The 17,729-nt window shown below is 59.7% G+C and carries 18 protein-coding genes and 1 tRNA gene; 7 read left to right on the top strand and 12 right to left on the bottom strand.

Annotation, left to right across the window (positions count from 1 at the left end):
- The 7 genes from FTO60_RS08390 to FTO60_RS08360 all read right to left on the bottom strand — a co-directional run bounded on the left by FTO60_RS08390 (nucleotide 1) and on the right by FTO60_RS08360 (nucleotide 9,576).
- Nucleotides 1-1,704, bottom strand: coding sequence for an ABC transporter ATP-binding protein (locus tag FTO60_RS08390; protein WP_148055538.1), 1,704 nt, complete (start codon nucleotides 1,702-1,704; stop codon nucleotides 1-3).
- The gene (locus FTO60_RS08385) at nucleotides 1,701-2,579 is read right to left on the bottom strand and encodes an ABC transporter permease (protein WP_148055537.1); all 879 of its coding nucleotides are present in this window, start codon (nucleotides 2,577-2,579) and stop codon (nucleotides 1,701-1,703) included. The genes FTO60_RS08390 and FTO60_RS08385 overlap by 4 nt, the downstream gene beginning before the upstream one ends.
- Nucleotides 2,576-3,598 (bottom strand): ABC transporter permease, encoded by a 1,023-nt coding sequence (locus tag FTO60_RS08380; protein WP_148055536.1) that lies wholly within the window; start codon nucleotides 3,596-3,598, stop codon nucleotides 2,576-2,578. Before FTO60_RS08380 ends, FTO60_RS08385 begins: the two co-directional genes overlap by 4 nt.
- A 104-nt stretch (nucleotides 3,599-3,702) precedes the next feature.
- The gene (locus FTO60_RS08375) at nucleotides 3,703-5,226 is read right to left on the bottom strand and encodes a LuxR family transcriptional regulator (RefSeq protein ID WP_148055535.1); all 1,524 of its coding nucleotides are present in this window, start codon (nucleotides 5,224-5,226) and stop codon (nucleotides 3,703-3,705) included.
- A 293-nt stretch (nucleotides 5,227-5,519) separates the two neighbouring features.
- Nucleotides 5,520-7,025 carry an anthranilate synthase component I gene (gene trpE / locus FTO60_RS08370; protein WP_148055534.1) on the bottom strand — a complete coding sequence of 502 codons (1,506 nt, stop codon included), beginning with the start codon at nucleotides 7,023-7,025 and terminating at the stop codon, nucleotides 5,520-5,522.
- Nucleotides 7,026-7,034: 9 nt separating this feature from the next.
- Nucleotides 7,035-8,879 (bottom strand): SurA N-terminal domain-containing protein, encoded by a 1,845-nt coding sequence (locus tag FTO60_RS08365; RefSeq protein ID WP_148055533.1) that lies wholly within the window; start codon nucleotides 8,877-8,879, stop codon nucleotides 7,035-7,037.
- A gap of 334 nt (nucleotides 8,880-9,213) precedes the next feature.
- On the bottom strand, nucleotides 9,214-9,576 hold the full coding sequence (locus tag FTO60_RS08360; protein ID WP_172623849.1) for an MAPEG family protein: 363 nt from the start codon (nucleotides 9,574-9,576) through the stop codon (nucleotides 9,214-9,216).
- A gap of 106 nt (nucleotides 9,577-9,682) precedes the next feature.
- On the opposite strand from FTO60_RS08360, the gene FTO60_RS08355 reads away from it, so the two are divergent.
- The gene (locus tag FTO60_RS08355; RefSeq protein WP_148055531.1) at nucleotides 9,683-10,492 is read left to right on the top strand and encodes a helix-turn-helix domain-containing protein; all 810 of its coding nucleotides are present in this window, start codon (nucleotides 9,683-9,685) and stop codon (nucleotides 10,490-10,492) included.
- Nucleotides 10,493-10,697: 205 nt separating this feature from the next.
- Here FTO60_RS08355 and FTO60_RS08350 read toward each other — a convergent pair whose 3' ends face one another.
- From FTO60_RS08350 to fabI, 4 genes are all read right to left on the bottom strand, one after another.
- The gene (locus tag FTO60_RS08350; RefSeq protein ID WP_148055530.1) at nucleotides 10,698-11,864 is read right to left on the bottom strand and encodes an aminotransferase; all 1,167 of its coding nucleotides are present in this window, start codon (nucleotides 11,862-11,864) and stop codon (nucleotides 10,698-10,700) included.
- Nucleotides 11,865-11,898: 34 nt separating this feature from the next.
- The gene (gene gpt, locus FTO60_RS08345; RefSeq protein ID WP_148055529.1) at nucleotides 11,899-12,420 is read right to left on the bottom strand and encodes a xanthine phosphoribosyltransferase; all 522 of its coding nucleotides are present in this window, start codon (nucleotides 12,418-12,420) and stop codon (nucleotides 11,899-11,901) included.
- A gap of 79 nt (nucleotides 12,421-12,499) precedes the next feature.
- Nucleotides 12,500-13,117 (bottom strand): LysE family translocator, encoded by a 618-nt coding sequence (locus FTO60_RS08340; protein WP_148055528.1) that lies wholly within the window; start codon nucleotides 13,115-13,117, stop codon nucleotides 12,500-12,502.
- Between the two features lie 6 nt (nucleotides 13,118-13,123).
- A complete protein-coding gene (gene fabI, locus FTO60_RS08335) occupies nucleotides 13,124-13,930 on the bottom strand; it encodes an enoyl-ACP reductase FabI (RefSeq protein WP_148055527.1) in 807 nt (268 codons plus the stop codon).
- A gap of 139 nt (nucleotides 13,931-14,069) precedes the next feature.
- Here fabI and pdxH point away from each other — a divergent pair, with 139 nt between their 5' ends.
- The 6 genes from pdxH (at nucleotide 14,070) to FTO60_RS08305 (ending at nucleotide 17,048) form a co-directional block, all read left to right on the top strand.
- A complete protein-coding gene (pdxH, locus tag FTO60_RS08330; protein WP_148055526.1) occupies nucleotides 14,070-14,675 on the top strand; it encodes a pyridoxamine 5'-phosphate oxidase in 606 nt (201 codons plus the stop codon).
- A gap of 121 nt (nucleotides 14,676-14,796) precedes the next feature.
- Nucleotides 14,797-15,345, top strand: coding sequence for a cold-shock protein (locus FTO60_RS08325; protein WP_148055525.1), 549 nt, complete (start codon nucleotides 14,797-14,799; stop codon nucleotides 15,343-15,345).
- On the top strand, nucleotides 15,342-15,803 hold the full coding sequence (locus FTO60_RS08320) for a DUF192 domain-containing protein (RefSeq protein WP_148055524.1): 462 nt from the start codon (nucleotides 15,342-15,344) through the stop codon (nucleotides 15,801-15,803). Before FTO60_RS08325 ends, FTO60_RS08320 begins: the two co-directional genes overlap by 4 nt.
- A gap of 52 nt (nucleotides 15,804-15,855) precedes the next feature.
- Nucleotides 15,856-15,932 (top strand) — tRNA-Pro (locus FTO60_RS08315).
- 224 nt (nucleotides 15,933-16,156) lie between these two features.
- A complete protein-coding gene (locus FTO60_RS08310) occupies nucleotides 16,157-16,450 on the top strand; it encodes a hypothetical protein (protein WP_148055523.1) in 294 nt (97 codons plus the stop codon).
- 184 nt (nucleotides 16,451-16,634) lie between these two features.
- A complete protein-coding gene (locus tag FTO60_RS08305) occupies nucleotides 16,635-17,048 on the top strand; it encodes a hypothetical protein (RefSeq protein WP_148055522.1) in 414 nt (137 codons plus the stop codon).
- A gap of 68 nt (nucleotides 17,049-17,116) precedes the next feature.
- Here the strand turns inward: FTO60_RS08305 and FTO60_RS08300 are convergent, their stop codons facing one another.
- The gene (locus FTO60_RS08300; RefSeq protein ID WP_148055521.1) at nucleotides 17,117-17,578 is read right to left on the bottom strand and encodes a hypothetical protein; all 462 of its coding nucleotides are present in this window, start codon (nucleotides 17,576-17,578) and stop codon (nucleotides 17,117-17,119) included.
- Between the last annotated feature and the right edge of the window lie 151 nt (nucleotides 17,579-17,729).

Here is a 17,729-nt window from a genome sequence, read left to right as displayed (position 1 = left end):
TTATCCTTCCATTGCGGTCGACGGGTTCAGGACCGCCGCGCGTTCTGCTTTGCTGACGATTGGTTTTTGCGCCTCGGCCTCGTCCGTGGTGACCGGAATGGCGGACAGAAGCGCGCGGGTGTAGGCGTGGGCGGGGGCGCCGAAGACATCGGCGACCGGCCCTTCTTCGACGATGCGACCGCGCAGCATGATCCCGACGCGATTGCAAAAATTGCGCATCAGCGACAAATCGTGGCTGATGAAAAGATAGGTCAGGTCGAATTCGTCGCGCAGGCGGTGCAACAGGTCGATCACGGTGGATTGCACCAGCACGTCCAGCGCGGAGGTCGGTTCATCCAGCACCAGAATGCGCGGGTTGACCGAAAGCGCGCGGGCGATGGCAACCCGCTGCTTCTGCCCGCCCGAGAGTTCATGTGGATACATATTGGCCATGTCCGCGGGCAGATCGACCATTTCGAGCAATTCGCCGACGCGTGATTTGATCCGCGTCGTGTCATGACCAGTGAATTTTAGCGGCACCGCAATCTGGTCCACGATGGTCCGGCGCGGGTTCAACGAGGAACCGGGGTTTTGGTAAACGATCTGGATCAACTTGCGGAAATCCGACGTTCCGGCGATCTGGCGGATGTCCCGCCCGTCGACGCGGATCGCGCCCGCTGTCGGGTCGATCAGCCCGAGGGTCATTTTGGCAAGCGTCGTTTTGCCTGATCCGCTTTCACCGGCCAGCCCGAAAATATCGCCCGGCCGCACGTCAATCGACACGTCATCAACGGCGCGGTGCGCGGTCTTGGTCTGGTTGAAGAAACCGCTGCGGGCGATAAAATCCTTTGAGATACTTTGGATCGAAATCGCGGGGTCGGTTTCCGTATGGTGGTTCTCGACAGTCACCACATCCGGGCCATAGAGCGGCGGCACCGCGGCCATCAGGCTTTTGGTGTAGGGATGCTGAGGGTTCGAGAATATGGCGTCTTTCGTGCCGTCCTCGACGATGCGGCCCTTGTCCATCACATAAACGCGGTCCGCCATTTCGCGCACCACCCCGAGGTTGTGGGTGATCAGCAAGAGCGACAGCCCCTCTTCGGCCACGAGGGAATTCAGCAAAGCGAGGATTTCGTCCTGCGTGGTGACGTCCAGCGCTGTGCCCGGTTCATCGGCGATCAACAGACGGGGTTTGTTGAGCAGGGCCATGCCGATCAGGACGCGCTGGCGCATGCCGCCTGACAACATGATCGGATAGCTGTCCAGAATGCGCGCCCCGTCGGACAATTGCACCTTGGCCAGCGTGTCGAGGATATGCGCCTGCCGCTGGGCCGCGGTGCGCGACTGCCCCAGCCGCATGTCAGCGTAGCGGACGATATCGTCCATCTGCCGCCCGATGGTCAGCACCGGATTAAACGACAGCATCGGGTCTTGCAGGACGATGGAAATGCCCGTGCCCTTGAGCTTGTTGCGTTCGATCTTGTTGAGATCAAGCAGGGAGCGGCCTGCGTAGGTGATTGTCCCGGCCTCGACCTCGCCGGGGGGCATGGGCAGGGTGCCGATGATGGTGCGCATCGTCACCGTCTTGCCCGACCCCGATTGCCCGATCAGGGAAACCCGTTCGCCTTCGCCCACGGTCATGGAGACGTCCTGGAGCACCTTGCGATACTGGCCATAGGCACGGAACCCGATGGACAGGTTCTGGATGTCCAACAGCGCGCTCATAATTCGACGTCCAGCATGTCACGCAGCCCGTCGCCCAGCAGGTTGAACCCCAGAATGGCGTAGAGGATTGCAAGGCCCGGCATCACCGCCTGCCACCACATTTCGGGCATGTATTCGGCCCCCGTGGCGACCATGGTGCCGAGATCCGGCGTGGGGGGCTGGATGCCGAGGCCGAGGAAGGACAGCGAGGCCCCGAACAGAATCACGAACCCCGCATCGAGCGAGATTTTGACCGCGATGGCGGAAATGCAATTCGGCAGAAGTTCGCGAAACAGGATGTGGAAATGCGAGGCGCCTGCGATCTGGGCCGCTTCGACGTAATCCTCGTTCATCTGCGCCTTGACGATGCGGTAGATCAGGCGCGTGTGCCACGTCCACCACAGCAGGGTGATCGCGATCATCGCGTTGACGAGGTTGGGTGACAGGACAGCCGTGATGGCCAGCGCCATGGCCAGCGGCGGCAAGGCCAGCATGATGTCGGTAAACCGCATGATAATCGTTTCGGTCCAGCCGCCGAAGTACCCCGCCAGCAACCCGAGGATCACCCCCAACGGCACGGCGACGCCCAACACGCCCACGACCAGACCTAGCGAGACGCGGTAGCCAAAGAGCACCCGGCTGAACACGTCGCGCCCGACGTTGTCGGTGCCCATCCAATGACCCCATGAGGGCGCGGCATGACGGTTGCGGAAGTCCACGAAAGACCCCGCACTTTCGGGTGACGGCGCCAGTAGCGGCGCAAAGATGGCGGCGATGATCACGCTGAGAACGATCACCGCGCCGACCAGCGCCGCAGGGTTTCGGCTGAAGCGATAGAACGCCATCTGGCGCGAGGTCAGCACGCGCTGGTCCTGGGGCATGTCAGAAGCGCTCATTTGCTCCTCCCTTCGCGCAGGCGGTGGCGTGGGTCGAGCACGCCGAGAATGATGTCGATGGTGAGATTTGCGATGACGAAGAACACGCCGGACACAAGGACGACCCCGATCACCGCGTTGAGGTCTTTTTGCAGGATCGTGCGCACCCCGTAGCTGGCGATGCCGGGCCACGAGAAAACGAATTCAACGATGAAGGCGTTGCCGATCAGCGATGCGAATTCCAGCCCCAGGATCGTCAGCGGGGCCACTGCGGCCACGCGCAGCATGTAGCGGAACCGCACGACCCGTTCGGGAATGCCATAGGCGCGCGAGGCTTCGATGAAGTCGCGGCTGGCCACTTCGATCATCGCTGAGCGCGTGATCCGCACAATCTGCCCGATCCCCGCCGCCGCAAGGGCAATCGAGGGCAGGAACAAGTGACGTATGGCATCGGCCACGACATCCATGCGGCCCTTGAGCAACCCGTCGACCAGCAACAGGCCTGTGATATCGGCATCAAACACGATTGAAGGATCTAGCCGCCCGGTGATGGGGAAGAACCCGAAATACATGGCCGCACTCAGCTGCAGCAGGATCGCCAGCACAAACCCCGGCGTAACCACGCCGATCAGGGAAATGACGCGGATGACGTTATCGACCCAGGTGTTGCGATAGACTGCCGCGAGAATGCCCAGCGGGATGGAAATGATGATCTGCAGGATGATCGTGAAAAGTACCAATTCGAACGTCGCGGGCAGCGCGCTGAGGATATCATCCATCACCGGACGCGATGTCAGGAGGGATTTACCAAGGTCGCCCTGGGCAAGGTTTGTCAGATATGTTCCGAGTTGCACGAAGAACGGCTGATCCAGCCCCATCTCCAGGCGCAACTCGGCGACCTGTTCGGGCGTGGCAAGCGGCCCGAGGGCAATTCGTGCCGGATCGCCCGGCACAATGCGCGCGATCACGAATATTAGAATGGCAAGGCCCAACAGAACGAATAACAGCGATGCGCCCCGTCGGAACAGGTATAACAGCATGGGCTTTCTATCCCCCTACCTTCACCGTAGTCCGCCATTCAGCGCGCAACGGACTCAAAATATGGATAGTCCTTTGGATAAAAAGTATAGCTTTCTTACAAAGTCTAAATTCCCATCGTTATTTCAATAAGTTCACCTCTCTTTCGCACACCGGTCGCACGATATAGTTTGGTGAGGTGGAACTTGACCGTCGCCTCGCTCAGCCCCAGCAAACGACCTATTTCCTTGTTGGTTGCGCCCGATTGAAGGGCCGTCAGCACCCGCAGTTGTTTGTGCGTCACGCCCAGATCGCGCAATCGTTCCGGCACCCAATAGCTCTGCTCGACCGTCCGAAGAACCTTGCGCACCATGCGCCCTGTCTGCACGTGACCGCGCACAAAGCCACTTGCCGTAAGCTGGCTGCCCAAACCGGACAGGGTTTCGCGGTTTTCCACAAAGGGGGCCACATGGCTTTCGCGAACGGCCAGAAGGAACGCGTGTTGAACAAGTCGGCGGCGCGCCTGGCCGCTTGCCTGTGCGGCCTCCACAAGTGTTGCATTCAAGGCCGCCCTTGGGCCAGCCACATGTGTCAAAGTGGCGTTCTGACGTCCCAAGGCCGCCCTGATCCCGCTGAGCAGGATGGATCCGATGGGTCCGCGCAGATTGTCGGGGTCCAGCCGCGCGATGGCCTGTTCGGCCCCGCCAAGACTGTGATCCAGCCGGTCGATCTCAATCTCCAGCAGGGCCAGCACGTCTGAATGGCGACCGTGGCGTTGGGCGTAGCCGACCTGAAATTCAGCCAGTTCGGCAAGAGCCGCCCGCCGCCCCGCCGTGAAATAAAGCGACAGGATTGTGATACGAGCCAGCTGGTTGAAAATCTCGGCCCAGCTGTCGCCTTCGATAAGCGATGTTCGCAGCTCTGCGCCTCGCGCAGGGATATGCGCAAAATTGCCGGTTTCGTAATCCAGAACGAGGGAAATGATTTCGCTGAGCTGCTCTTCGTTGCCGTGCGCTTCACCCGATTTTTCAAGACAAATCTTCGCGGAATACAGATGCCTGCGTCCGCGGCGCAGATGGCCCTCGTTGATGGATAGGTCCGCAAGGTGGAGGTGAATGAAATGTTCAAGGTGCCAATGGTGTGCCGCCTTGAACGCGGAAATGGCGCGCACCCCGAAGGAACGCGCTTCGGTCAGCCGCCCCACCCGCACCAGGATGGCGAGCATCGCGTTGTAGTAGAGGCCGCTTGTTAGAGGTTCCGCAATGGGCAGGGTCCGCTCGAGATAGATCCAGCGTTCAATATCGGCCGAATCAATCGGATCGCCAAGATGGATTGCCACAAGCAATTCGACGATCGTGAATCGGACCGTTTTATCGAACTCAAGATCCGGGTCGTTGAGATGGCCGGATGCACGGGCTGCCTGCCCGAACTTGCACAAGTAAACAACCCAACTGCAAAAGGCTGCTTCGTTCCGGCGCCAATGGTCAGACGGCATGACGGCAAGAACCTGGCCCAATGCATCAAACCCGTTCCGGAATGCGAATTGGTCACCGCCTGCAGTTTCGAAAAGCGCGTTGGCGCGCTCGATATCGGCAGTCTCGAAGGCACCAATTATCTCCGCGAGTTTGGGGGATGTTACAGGCGGTTCCATTCTGATTGGCTACACCATCATGCAAGCAGATCAAATCGCCCATCAACTATTGTGATCTTGTTTCATGCAGTGACCCCATCCCGAATGGCGTAGGCAGTCTGGAACAGTTCGTCGCCTTGAATGGCATCCGCCACCATACGTCTGGCATGTGACGCAATGCGGTGGCTATCGCGGCAAAAACCTTACATCGCAACGAGACGAAATAGGTTTGAAAACGGCATCCGGCCTTCATGCGAAGGTCCGCTTTGTCCGCAAAGCAGTCACTCCTCAAATCGGCGTCCGGTGTGTCGTCGCTAGTTTCCGCCATCCCGAAACATCGCGGCATCGGCTGCGGCGCGGCGGATCGCGTTGGATTTATGCACGGTTTCTTGATATTCCGCCTCGGGGTCGCTGTCATAGACGACGCCGCCACCAGCCTGAATATAGAGCTTTTCGTCCTTCAAGACGGCGGTGCGCAGGGCGATGCACATGTCCATGTCGCCATTGGCCGAGAAGTAGCCACAGCCGCCGCCGTAAACGCCGCGCTTTTCGGGCTCCAGCTCGTCGATGATTTCCATCGCGCGGACCTTGGGCGCGCCTGATACGGTGCCAGCTGGCATGCCTGCGAAAAAGGCTGACAGGGCGTCCTGATCCTCGGACAGTTCGCCGACCACGTTGGATACGATGTGCATGACGTGGCTGTAGCGTTCGACAATGAATTGTTCGGTTGGTTTGACCGAGCCAATCTTGGCAACACGCCCCACATCGTTGCGGCCCAGATCAAGCAGCATCAGGTGCTCGGCCAGTTCCTTTTTGTCGGCCATCAGGTCAGCTTCGTTGGCGTTATCTTCGGCCGGGGTTGCGCCGCGCGGGCGGGTGCCTGCGATCGGGCGAATGGTGATTTCATTGCCAAAGACGCGGACCAGAATTTCGGGCGACGCGCCAATCACCTGAAAACCGCCAAAGTTGAAAAAGAACATGAACGGCGACGGGTTGGTGCGCCGCAAGCTGCGATAAAGCGCGAAGGGCGGTTCGTGAAAATCCTGGGTCCAGCGTTGCGATGGCACCACCTGAAAGATGTCGCCTGCGCGGATGTAATCCTTGGCTTTTTCCACGGCGGCCAGATAATCGGCGTGCGCAAAATTCGACACCGGCGCGCCCGTGTCGCGGGCCTGACCCAGCGCGCGGCTGTCCATGGCAGGGTTTTCCAGCGCGCGCTGCGCATCCATCACCCGTTCTGCGGCCTGGGCATAGGCGGCCTTGGCCGACAGACCTGATGCGGCATAGGCGGGGGCCACAAGGATCACATCGCCCTTGACCCCGTCCAGCACGGCCACCACCGAGGGGCGCATCATCACCCCGTCAGGCAGGCCCAGCGGATCGGGGTTCACATCGGGCAGATGTTCCACAAGGCGGATCATGTCATAGCCCAGATAGCCGAACAGCCCCGCACTGGCGGCAGGCAGATCGGCGGGCAGGTCAATACGGCTTTCGGCGATCAACGCGCGCAGGGTCTCAAGCGGATTGCCGTCCAGCGCCGTAAACCCGTCTTCGTCAAAGCGGGCGTTGCGGTTCACTTCGGACACCCTGCCATTGCAGCGCCAGATCAGATCGGGTTTCATGCCGACGATGGAATAGCGCCCGCGCACTTCGCCCCCCGTCACGCTTTCCAGCATGAAGGCATCCTTGCCCGCGTTTGACAGTTTCAGCATCAGCGATACGGGCGTGTCCAGATCAGCGGCCAGACGGGTATAGACCACCTGATTTTCGCCCGCATCATAACGGGCGGCAAAACTGTCAAAATCAGGGGTGAGCGCCATCACAACAGCCTATTGGAACGCCGCATGCACCGCGTTCACGGCATTCTGGTTGATATCGACATCGGTGCGGATTTGCACATCGCGGTTGAAAATCTCAAAGATATCCTGCGCGATGCCCGCAGCGGCGGTCTCGGCGATCTGGGCCTGTTGCGCGGCGACAGTTTCATCGGAGATGTCAGGGGCGGCAATGGCGTCCAGACGGACGATGACCGCGCCTTCGCCCGCCCGATCTACAACCGAAACATCATCCACGGCCATCTCAAAGACGGTGTCAAGGAACCCGGGCGGTGTGCCTTCGATAAAGCCGCGCCGGGTTTGTCCGGCGGCGATGTTGGGCGCCAATTCAAGCGTGGCGAAATCTGTCTCGGCGTCGATCTGGTCTGCCAGGGCGCGGGCCTGCGCCATGACCAGCTCCTGTGTCCGGGCGGCTTCCCATCCGGCGATCACCTGCGCGCGCACCGCTTCAAGCGGGCGCAGGGCAGGCGGTGTGATCGCGTCAACCTGCAAAGCGAAGATACCGCCGTCTTCCAGTTCCAGCAATTCGGGGAAGGTACCCACCTGGGCGACTTCGGCCGCATCGCGAAAGGCGGCGTAGGCGGCGATGCCTTCGGTCGTTTCGACAGTCCAGTCCAGCGTGCCCAACTGCATGTCCGTGCGTTCGGCCACATCGGCGAGGGTCGCGCCACCGGCCAACAGATCGTTCACCTGCTCAATGCTGTTTTCGATGTTGCGGCGGGCGCGGACGCCCGCGCGTTCTTCACGCAGATCGTCGCGGGCCTCTTCAAAGCTGACTTCGCGGGCGGCCAATACGGCGTTCACACGAAACAGCGCCGGGCCAAGCAGGGTCTCGAGCGGGCCGATGACCGCGCCCAGCTCGGACGCAAAGATGGTCGGGCCGGCATCGCTCAACTCGGACTCGGTCACATCACCCATATCCACCTGGCCAAGGTCAAGGCCGCGCTCGGTGACCAGCCCCTCGAAATCGACCTCGCCTGCGGCGGCACGATCGGCTGCGGCCTGCGCGCTTTCGACATCGGCATAGATCAGACGTTCCACAAGGCGGCGTTCGGCCTGGACGAAATCGGTGATGTTGTCCTGATAGGCCTGGCGCAACTCTTCCTCGGCGACGACCACATCATCCTGGATCATCTCGGGCGTGAGGCTGACATAGGTGATGGCGCGGGTTTCAAGGCTGGTAAAGGGTTCCGGGTTGGCCTCGTAAAAGGCAGTCAGATCGGCCTCTGAAGGTTCAGACAACGGATCGGCCAGCATTGCCGCATCGACAACGGCCCAGGTGAAGCTGCGGCTTTCACCGGCGAATTGCGCCAGCGTGCTGGCAAAGGCATCGGGGGTTTGCAGGCCCGAAACCACGGCGCCCTGCAACAGGGTGCGGGCCATTTCCTCGCGCAGGCCAGTCTCGAACTCGGCCTCGTTCAGGCCGACGCTGCGCAGGGCGCTGGCATAGCCTTCGCGGTTGAATACGCCGTCCGACCCTTGAAAGGCGGGGATTTGCATGACCTGCGCGCGCACCCGGGCATCGCCCACCGACAGCCCCAATGCGCCGGCTTCGTTATCAAGGGCGCGGGTGGCGATCACCTGCGCCAACACCTGTTGGTCAAGGCCGATGGATTGCGCCTGTACAAAGCTGATCGGTGTGCCGATCGAGGCACCAAAGCTGGCCATCTGGTCGCGCAGGGCGTTCTGGTAGTCGCGGATCGGAATATCCTTGTCGCCAACCGTGCCAAGGGTGCGCACATTGCCCGAAAGCCCCGCCGCACCAAAGCCCATCAGGCCGACGAACAACAGGCCCAGAATGATCCAGACAAAGAAGCTTGAAGTCTTGCTGCGTGCCATGTGATTTGGTCCTGTATCCGCGCGGTTGTCGGCACTGTCTAAGTTGCCGCGCGCGGGGGTGCAAGTGGCGGCGCATGGATCAGTCGGGCAGGGGGGCAAGCTGAGGGATGTCAGATGGGTTTGGCCGTTACGTCATGAAGCGGCCCAAGATGAAAAAACCGAACCGTTGGGCGTCGGGAAGCGAAGGTCGGCAAGGAGCCCAGAGTGCGGAAAGCTGCAAGCTGTAGTAATAGCCGCTAGCGGACGAGAACGTGGTGGAAATTCGTGCCCTCCTTCGGCCGCCGCAGGACTAAGAACGTATCATACGACAAACGTGACTGTCGCTTGTTGTGCGTTAGCCAATAATAGACGTCGCCATCAAGAACAGACCCGCAAGACCTGCCAACCATGCACCCGTGCGCAGGAACGGCACACCTGCGAGATAGAGAGGAACATAAGCGATCCGCGCGATGACAAAGACCGCCGCGCCTGCCACGGCACCGCCTGTACCCTGAGACAACAATGCGAGCGGGAAAAACAAGATCATTGCTTCTGTTGCATTAGCCAAGGCGCGATCTGCACGCCCGGTGAGAGCTGTGGTTTCCGGCATGACATCGCGTGATTTCATGGCATCAGGGCTGCCCTTATAACGAAACGCAACGGGCAATAAGGTTTGAACGAAGTAGAGGCCGAGGGCCAAAAGAATCCAGAAAGTCATTTGTCGCTCCATGTTTCATATGCTGCGAAAATGGGCATTGGCCAAACAAGGATCAATTCCCTGACAGGGAATGGTCTGTAGTGCGGGTTCTTGGTAAGCACAGCGTATGAACTCTACGTCTCAACAACCCTATTTTGGCGATCTGCTAAGATCATGGCGCTCGGAACGGCAACAGTCGCAAGCCGAGCTTGCCTTGAAGGTCGAAACACCCCCGCGTCACATCAGCTTCCTGGAAACAGGTCGCTCCAAACCTTCGCGCGACATGGTTTTTCGTCTGTCTGCTGCTTTGGGCATTCCACTGCGGGACCGCAATTTGCTGCTGCGTGCGGCGGGCTTGGCGGATGCTTATGCCGTGCACGATATCAACAGCGATGAAATGTCCACCGTCCACGGAGCTGTTATCCGTTTGATGACCGCGCATGATCCCAATCCGTCCTTCGCGATTGATCGCACGTGGAACATTGTGGACATGAACGCATCGGCCCAATTCCTTATCGCGCATCTGGTCGGGGATCTGCCGTCAAATTCTACGAGACGGCTGAACTTACTCGATCTAGCGTTCGATCCACGGGGGTTGCGGCCCCATGTCGATAATTGGGAAGACTTTGCGACCCAAACAGTGCAGCGCCTGCACCGCGAAGCCCTTTGTCCGGAAGATCTGAGAACGGCATTGAACAGGATCAAGCGGCATCCAGATCTACCCGAAAGATGGTGGGATTTCGACGTGAAATACACCCCCAATCCCGTTTTCCCGATTTGCCTAAATCTTGGAGGTGCACCGCTCAGGTTATTCTCGGTCATAGCATCCATTGCGATGCCAACAAATGCACTGGCACAGGAGTTACGAGTTGAAACCTTTTTCCCTGTTGATGACGAAGCAGAGGCGTTTATAGCGCGCCTAAACGGGAAGAATTGACAGAGCCAATTTTGACGTCTTCTCCTCTTCCTGAGGGCACTTGTGAAAACGGTCACTCGGTGGGCTTGATCGGATGGCAACTTCGTCCGCGTCACTGGCCCCGACCCAGACCTGATCCAAGGTCCGGTTTGGGCCGGAATTGCGTAATGCCACCCTTGATGGGGGGCAGGTGATGCATCGCATCCCGTCCAAGGCGCGCGGCGTCCTATACCAACCGTTCAAACAACTCCCCAACTCCCGCGCGGTCGATATTGGCGAAGGCGATGCGCATCTGGCGCTGACCTGCGGTATTCTCGGGCGGCATGAACATGGTGCCGGGCAGCATCAGCACGGCCGCATCGCGCACCAGTTTCGGGGCCAGTTCGTTTGACGGCATGTCATATGGATGCGTCACATAGGCGAAATAGGCACCACAGCCCAGCAAGGTCCAGCCTTTGGCGGCCAGCGCTGGAAAGCCCTCAGATATGGCCGCGCGCCGGTCAAGGATTTCGGCGCGCTCGCCCGCCAGCCATTGGCCAAGGTTTTGCATCCCCCAGAGGGCGGCGCGCTGGCCGATCTGGTTGGGGCAGATCGTGACGGTATCCAGAAACTTCTCCGCCTCGGCCAGTCGGGCAGGGCAGGCAATCATCGCGCCAACGCGGTGGCCGGTCAGGCGGTAGGCCTTGGAAAAGCTGTAAAGCTGGATCAGCGTGTCGCTCCAATCGGGATCGGTGAACAGGTCGTGGGGCGGGCCGGTCCTGCTGTCAAAATCGCGGTAGGTTTCGTCAATGATCAGCGCTATGCCATGGGCGCGGGCCAGATCGAAAAACGCGCGCACCAGGTCGCCTGGGTATTCGACGCCGCCGGGGTTATTGGGGGTGACCAGCACGATCGCGCGGGTGCGCGGCGTGATCTGGGCGGCGGCCTGTTCGGGGTCGGGCAGCAGGGTCGGGCCCGTGTCCAACGCATTGCAGTGCACCCCCGCCATATCAAGCCACATACGGTGGTTGAAATAATAGGGCACAGGCAGGATCACATCATCGCCCGCTGCGCACAGACAGGCGATGGCAGCGGCAAAAGCCTGATTGCAACCCGATGTAATGGCGACATTTTCCGGCGTGACCTGACCCCCATAAGCGCGCGACCATTGCTGCGCCACTTCGGCGCGCAGGGGATCGTATCCCAACACGGGACCATAAAGATGCGCACCTGCGTCCATCATCACGGTATCGGCCATCGCGCGCAACATCGGCGCGGGTGGCGGATCGACAGGGGCGGCCTGCGAGACGTTGATCAACGGGCGATCAGGGCTGAATTGAACACCCTGCAGCCAGCGCCGCGCCTCCATCACAGGGGGGGCAAAGGTGGATTGGCTTGCTGAAATGGTCTTCATCTTGGTCAGAACAACTCCCCCCGGAGGGTCGGTTTCAGTCTTTCCCGCGGTAGGGTTCGACGTATTGCAGGGCCATATCCCAGGGAAAGAAGATCCATGTGTCCTGGGACACGCCGGTGATAAAGGTATCGACCATCGGTTCGCCTTCGGGTTTGGCATAGACGGTGGCGAAATGCGCCCGTGGGTAAAGCGCGCGGACCAGTTCGAGGGTTTTGCCGCTGTCCACCAGATCATCGACGATCAGGATGCCGGTGCCGTCGCCCATGGTCTCGGCGTCGGGCGATTTCAGCACCTTGGCCTCGCGGCGCTGGTCAGCCGCACCGCCGCCGGAATGATAGGACATCACCGAAATCGTATCGACGGTGCGGATGTCCAGCTCGCGTGCGACAATCATGGCCGGGGCCATGCCGCCACGGGTGATGGCCACGACGGCCTTCCACGCGCCATCATCGGGGCCGTGTCCGTCCAATCGCCAGGCCAGCGCGCGGCTGTCGCGGTGGATCTGATCCCAGGAAATGTGAAAACCTTTTTCATGGGGCAGGCGGTGGTCGGTCATGGCAGCATCCTTTTCGCTCAGCGCTTTGGCGGGTCACATAGCACAGGGTCGTGTCGGGGAGTATGGTGAAAACGCACCGTCACAGGGCGCGCGTCATCAGCAATCGCAGGCCAAGTGCGCCCATGACACAGGCGGCACCGCGGTCCAGCAGGGTTTTGGCGCGCAGATAGGCGGTGCGCGCCCTGGGTGTCGAAAACACCAGCGCGATGAACGTATAAAGCACCATTTCGACGATCAGGTGATTGGCAACGATCAATCCCGCGTCCAATGGCGCAAGCCCCGCCGGAAAGATCACCACGATCACGGCAGCGGCAAACAGGACCGATTTCGGATTGGCGAGGTTCACCAGGAATCCTGCGCGAAACGGGCGGCCGCTGCGTTTTTCGGGCGCGGCCAGATCATCGGGCGCGTGCCGCCAGAGCATCACTGCCAGATAGATCAGGTAAAGCGCGCCGCCCAGTTTCAGCGCGCCATAAAGCCAGGGCACGATCACAAACAGGGCCGACAGCCCCATCAACGCCGCCAGGGTCCAAAGCGCCGCCATGCAGGCCAACCCGACCCCGGTGACGATCCCGCCGCGCCGCCCCAGCACAATCGCGTTACGCACGGCCATCAGAAAGGCGGGGCCGGGGCTGGCCATCGCGGCCAGCAGCGTCAGGTTGAAGGCGATGAACTGGCCGGTCGTAATGTCGGTCACGCGGCGTTATTCCTTGGTCACGTCCGGTGCGTCCACGGCTTTCATGCCGACCACGTGATAGCCTGCATCGACATGATGCACTTCGCCGGTGACGGCACTGCCCAGGTCAGACAGCAGATAAAGCGCGGATTTGCCGACCTCGTCCTGTGTCACGGTGCGGCGCAGGGGGGCGTTATATTCGTTCCACTTCATGATCAGCCGGAAATCGCCGATACCGCTGGCGGCCAGCGTCTTGATCGTGCCCGCACTGATCGCGTTGACGCGGATCGCGTCCTTGCCCAGATCCTCGGCCAGATACCGCACCGAAGCCTCGAGCGCGGCCTTGGCCACGCCCATGACATTATAATGCGGCATGACCTTTTCGGCGCCGTAATATGTGAGAGTGAGGCAAGAGCCGCCGGGGTTCATCATCGCCGCGGCGCGTTTGACGACGGCCGTGAAGGAATAGACCGAGATATCCATCGACATCAGGAAGTTTTCACGGCTGGTATCGACATAGCGGCCACGCAATTCGTTTTTGTCTGAAAAGCCAATGGCATGGACGATAAAATCCATCTTGCCCCACTTTGCTTCCAGCGCGGCAAACAGCGCATCGACGCTGTCCATGTCGCCCACATCACAGGGCAGGACGATGTCTGATCCCAGTTGTGCGGCCAGCGGATCGACGCGCTTCTTCAGCGCCTCGCCCTGATAGGAAAAGGCCAGTTCTGCGCCCGCATCCGAACAGGCCTTGGCAATGCCCCAAGCGATGGATTTATCATTCGCCAGCCCCATGATCAGCCCGCGCTTACCTTGCATCAAATTGGAAGTCATTATTGTCCCTCTCGCCGAAATGGGCGTTGTTTCGCATTGGTTTAGGCGATTGAATGGTCTGCATCAAGCCTATGCGCGCGTTGCGTCAGGCTTGTCGAGCGGCTTGCGCCAGACTACCTGCAACACAAGAGGTGACATCATGAGCGACAGAACAGGCATTTTTGCGGGCGAAGATCCCTTCGCGATTGCACGTGCATGGCTGGCCGAAGCGGAAAGCAGCGAACCCAACGACCCCAACGCGATTGCCCTGTCAACGGTCGATCCAGACGGGCTGCCCAATGCACGGATGGTCCTTTTGAAAGAGATCGAGGACGCAGCGTTTGTGTTCTATACGAACTACGACAGCACCAAGGGGCAGGAACTGGCGGCTTCGGGCAGGGCGGCTTTTGTGATGCACTGGAAATCCCTGCGCCGTCAGATCCGCGTGCGCGGCACGGTGGAACGCGAGGAAGGCCCGCAGGCGGATGCCTATTATGCGTCGCGCTCGCTCAAAAGCCGGCTTGGGGCATGGGCATCGCATCAGTCACAGCCCCTGTCGTCACGCGCGGCCCTCGTGGCCGAGGTGGCCAAGGTCACGGGGCAGCACGGCACGCACCCGGCGCGCCCGCCGTTTTGGGGTGGCTTCAGAATCATTCCTTCGGAAATCGAGTTTTGGGCGGATGGCCCGTTTCGGTTGCATGACCGCTTTCGTTGGTCGCGCCTAGGTGTAAATGACACTTGGGAAATTAGCCGTTTAAGCCCATAATTTCACGCTTCGTGAAAAATCTTCCTCTTGCGGCCCTTGAATATCGGGGCTTTTGTCGTGCAGACATGGCTTGGGATGCGCGTGGTTCGATCGGGGCCAGGCGCCAGGAATATCTACTATTATGACTGAAAAAAATGAAAACGGACATGTCCTTAGGGGGCATGTAAAATGGTTCGATCCCGGCAAGGGATTTGGGTTTGTGGTTGCCGATGACGGCGGGCCTGACATTTTGCTGCACGCCAATGTGTTGCGCAATTTTGGCCAGAGCTCTGTTGCCGACGGGGCGACGATCGAACTCAGTGTGTTGGAAACCGAACGCGGGATGCAGGCCGTCGAGGTGTTTTCGATCGACACTGCCGACCTGCCAATCGGCGCGGGGCTGAGCGATTTTGCCGATATGGACCCCGAAGAAATGGCCAGTTCCCCTTTGGAGCCAGCGCGGGTAAAGTGGTTTGACAAGGCGAAGGGTTTTGGCTTTGCCAATGTGTTTGGCTCAACGGAGGACGTGTTTGTGCATGTCGAAATCTTGCGTCAGTCCGGCCTTGCCGATCTGCTTCCCGGCGAAGCGGTGACACTGCGGGTGATGGATGGCAAACGGGGCCGCATGGCGACGGAAGTTTTGTCATGGGATGCCGCCGCCAAGGTTGCGGCCAAGGCAGACGCCAAATGATCCGCGCCGCGCTGTTGATGATCTTGCTTGGCGGTGCCGCCTCGGCGCAGGCAGTCTGTTCCGAGGATGTTGTCTCGATTCGTGGCGATTTCGGGCAGGCGCGCTTCAAGGTCAGTATCGCTGACGATCCCGCGGAACGGGCGCAGGGGCTGATGAATGTCCAATCCATGCCGATGATGGAAGGCATGTTGTTTGTCTATGAGCGCCCGCAAAGCCCGCAGTTCTGGATGCGTAATACATTGATTCCCCTTGATATGCTGTTTGTTACCCCCGACGGCACCATCACGCGTATCCACAAGCAGGCGATTCCGCTGGATGAAACCCCGATTCCGGGCGGTGATGGCGTGCAAATGGTGCTCGAGGTCAATGGCGGCATGGCCGACCGGCTTGGGATTGCCGTTGGTGATCAGATGCAGCACCCGTCTTTTAATGAAGATGCAGTTTGGCCGTGCGAATAGTCGTTTTTGGTCTTTTCAAATCGGTTTGTAGACCTTAGAGACACCCTTGGTTCGGGGCGTAGCGCAGCCTGGTAGCGCATCTGTTTTGGGAACAGAGGGTCGGGAGTTCGAATCTCTCCGCCCCGACCAAATAAGCGGTTTATGTGATCGCACTTTCCCCATCGGCTGAATTTGGCACATTCCGCGTGATTTATACGGCGTTTTCATATCGTTAGCACTGCAAGTCAGGCTGGCCTTACTTACGCGGCCCGTCAATATATTTTATAATTGGAATTAGTCGAAGGTTGTTGAGGCACAAGCGACTCGGCGGCCTTGGGCTGATGTCTGTAATTCCTGTTTTGGGGAGAAATGCTATGAAAACCAATGTATTAACTGCCTTCGCCGCTGTTCTGGTTGTCACAAGTTCGCTACCCGCTTTTGCCGAAACCCGCACCGCACCAGGCGAGTGGCAACCTGACAACGCCGCCGTTCTTGAAGAACGCTATGGCTGCGATCCTACTGAATGGATTCGGGTCATATCCGGCATTAATGGCGAAACGCTTTACGTGAATAACTGGACCTGCCAGCCGGGTCGCGTCACCGACCGTGGCAGCACCCCGTCCATCGAGGAGGAATTCTCGGAGACACCCTTGGAGAGCACCGGCTGAACGGGCCAACGACGACTGCAAGGTCGATCAGCCCCCGTCGCAGCGGTGTTGTAATAGCGAGCGCCATCGGGTCTGTTCTATCGAGTTGACAGCCCCGGTGGTCTTTAGTTAACGTAACGTTATACAATAACTTTTTACTATCCTTTGGGGGATAATCATGAAGACTCTTGTAACGGCCGCCTGCGTGGCAACCTTGACATTTTCGACTACTTTCGCTGCTTTTGCCGAAATCCGCACGGAGCCAGGTGAATGGCGGCCTGACAACGCGGAGGTTCTGCAAGATCGTTATGGCTGCGATCCTGATGAATGGACCCGCGCCATTTCGGAAACCACGGGCGAGACGCTTTATTCCAACAACTGGACCTGCAAGCCGGGCCGGGTTACGCCGCGCGGTAGCACAAATTCACAACAGCTCAAGCCTTGTATTTATAACAATGCGCGCGCACCGCTGAACCTGCCGAAATCGCCCTTTACCTTGGCATTTGATGAAGATGAATGTGAGCCGCCCAGCCCTCCGCCATGCGGAGTCGTGGGTCGTGCGCCGCTCCTGCCGACATCGCCGTTTGCCGACGGATTATTGCAGAAGGTGTGTTATTAGGAATACTAATCGGTAAGACTGGCCTTCTCAGGTCTGTCAATGACCCGTCGCAGCACCGTTGCGGCGGGTCATTTCGTTTGAACGGGCCGCCCGCCGGCAATCATCAGGATCTCGCGCATTTCCGCCTCGAGCCGGGCATCGCGCAACCGCAACAGGCGCGCGCCGCCGTCGCGCTGCGGCACGCGGATGTGCGTGTCGGCGGTTACGATATAGCCCGTGCCGGATTGCACGCCGCGAAACGCAAAAACATAGCGCGGCAGATCTTCGACCGTGCCGTTGTGCTCAAGGATGAGACCTGCCGCCGCTTGTGGACTGGGCAGGGATTCGCAACGCACCTCATCGCGGCTTGGGCGCACGACGGTCTGTCCCGGCTCGTCACATGTGGCGGCGGCGGCAAAGAACAACCCTTCGGGATAGCTTGGGAAATAGGCCTGTTGCGCGCCGCCGCGCAGGGCGGCTTCGGTTGATCCGGTAGCGACGGCTGTGCACCCAGCGAGGACCACAAGGGCGAGGGGGGCGAAAAAGCGCATGGCAGACTCCGTGACAATTTTTCAACATCTGACATATGGGGGGCTTGGGGGAAAGGAGATCGCACGCGAATCCCTCGGGTGCGTCGGAACCGTTGCGCGGCCAGTTCATGTGCTGGATCAGCTTGTTGCCTTAACCCTGCGGGCCGCTTGG

The organism is Octadecabacter sp. SW4 (assembly GCF_008065155.1).
Lineage (GTDB): Bacteria > Pseudomonadota > Alphaproteobacteria > Rhodobacterales > Rhodobacteraceae > SW4.
The sequence above is the reverse complement of the archived record's forward strand: the minus strand, read 5'-3'. Positions and strand labels throughout refer to the sequence as shown.

Excerpts from the sequence above, each read along its gene's own strand:
- fabI (WP_148055527.1), bottom strand. The coding sequence starts at position 13,930 with ATGACTTCCAATTTGATGCAAGGTAAGCGCGGGCTGATCATGGGGCTG.
- FTO60_RS08365 (WP_148055533.1), bottom strand. The coding sequence starts at position 8,879 with ATGGCACGCAGCAAGACTTCAAGCTTCTTTGTCTGGATCATTCTGGGC.
- FTO60_RS08325 (WP_148055525.1), top strand. The coding sequence starts at position 14,797 with ATGACTGAAAAAAATGAAAACGGACATGTCCTTAGGGGGCATGTAAAA.
- trpE (WP_148055534.1), bottom strand. The coding sequence starts at position 7,025 with ATGGCGCTCACCCCTGATTTTGACAGTTTTGCCGCCCGTTATGATGCG.
- FTO60_RS08385 (WP_148055537.1), bottom strand. The coding sequence starts at position 2,579 with ATGAGCGCTTCTGACATGCCCCAGGACCAGCGCGTGCTGACCTCGCGC.
- FTO60_RS08380 (WP_148055536.1), bottom strand. The coding sequence starts at position 3,598 with ATGCTGTTATACCTGTTCCGACGGGGCGCATCGCTGTTATTCGTTCTG.
- FTO60_RS08355 (WP_148055531.1), top strand. The coding sequence starts at position 9,683 with ATGAACTCTACGTCTCAACAACCCTATTTTGGCGATCTGCTAAGATCA.
- FTO60_RS08320 (WP_148055524.1), top strand. The coding sequence starts at position 15,342 with ATGATCCGCGCCGCGCTGTTGATGATCTTGCTTGGCGGTGCCGCCTCG.
- FTO60_RS08375 (WP_148055535.1), bottom strand. The coding sequence starts at position 5,226 with ATGGAACCGCCTGTAACATCCCCCAAACTCGCGGAGATAATTGGTGCC.
- FTO60_RS08360 (WP_172623849.1), bottom strand. The coding sequence starts at position 9,576 with ATGACTTTCTGGATTCTTTTGGCCCTCGGCCTCTACTTCGTTCAAACC.
- FTO60_RS08350 (WP_148055530.1), bottom strand. The coding sequence starts at position 11,864 with ATGAAGACCATTTCAGCAAGCCAATCCACCTTTGCCCCCCCTGTGATG.
- FTO60_RS08310 (WP_148055523.1), top strand. The coding sequence starts at position 16,157 with ATGAAAACCAATGTATTAACTGCCTTCGCCGCTGTTCTGGTTGTCACA.
- gpt (WP_148055529.1), bottom strand. The coding sequence starts at position 12,420 with ATGACCGACCACCGCCTGCCCCATGAAAAAGGTTTTCACATTTCCTGG.
- FTO60_RS08390 (WP_148055538.1), bottom strand. The coding sequence starts at position 1,704 with ATGAGCGCGCTGTTGGACATCCAGAACCTGTCCATCGGGTTCCGTGCC.
- pdxH (WP_148055526.1), top strand. The coding sequence starts at position 14,070 with ATGAGCGACAGAACAGGCATTTTTGCGGGCGAAGATCCCTTCGCGATT.
- FTO60_RS08300 (WP_148055521.1), bottom strand. The coding sequence starts at position 17,578 with ATGCGCTTTTTCGCCCCCCTCGCCCTTGTGGTCCTCGCTGGGTGCACA.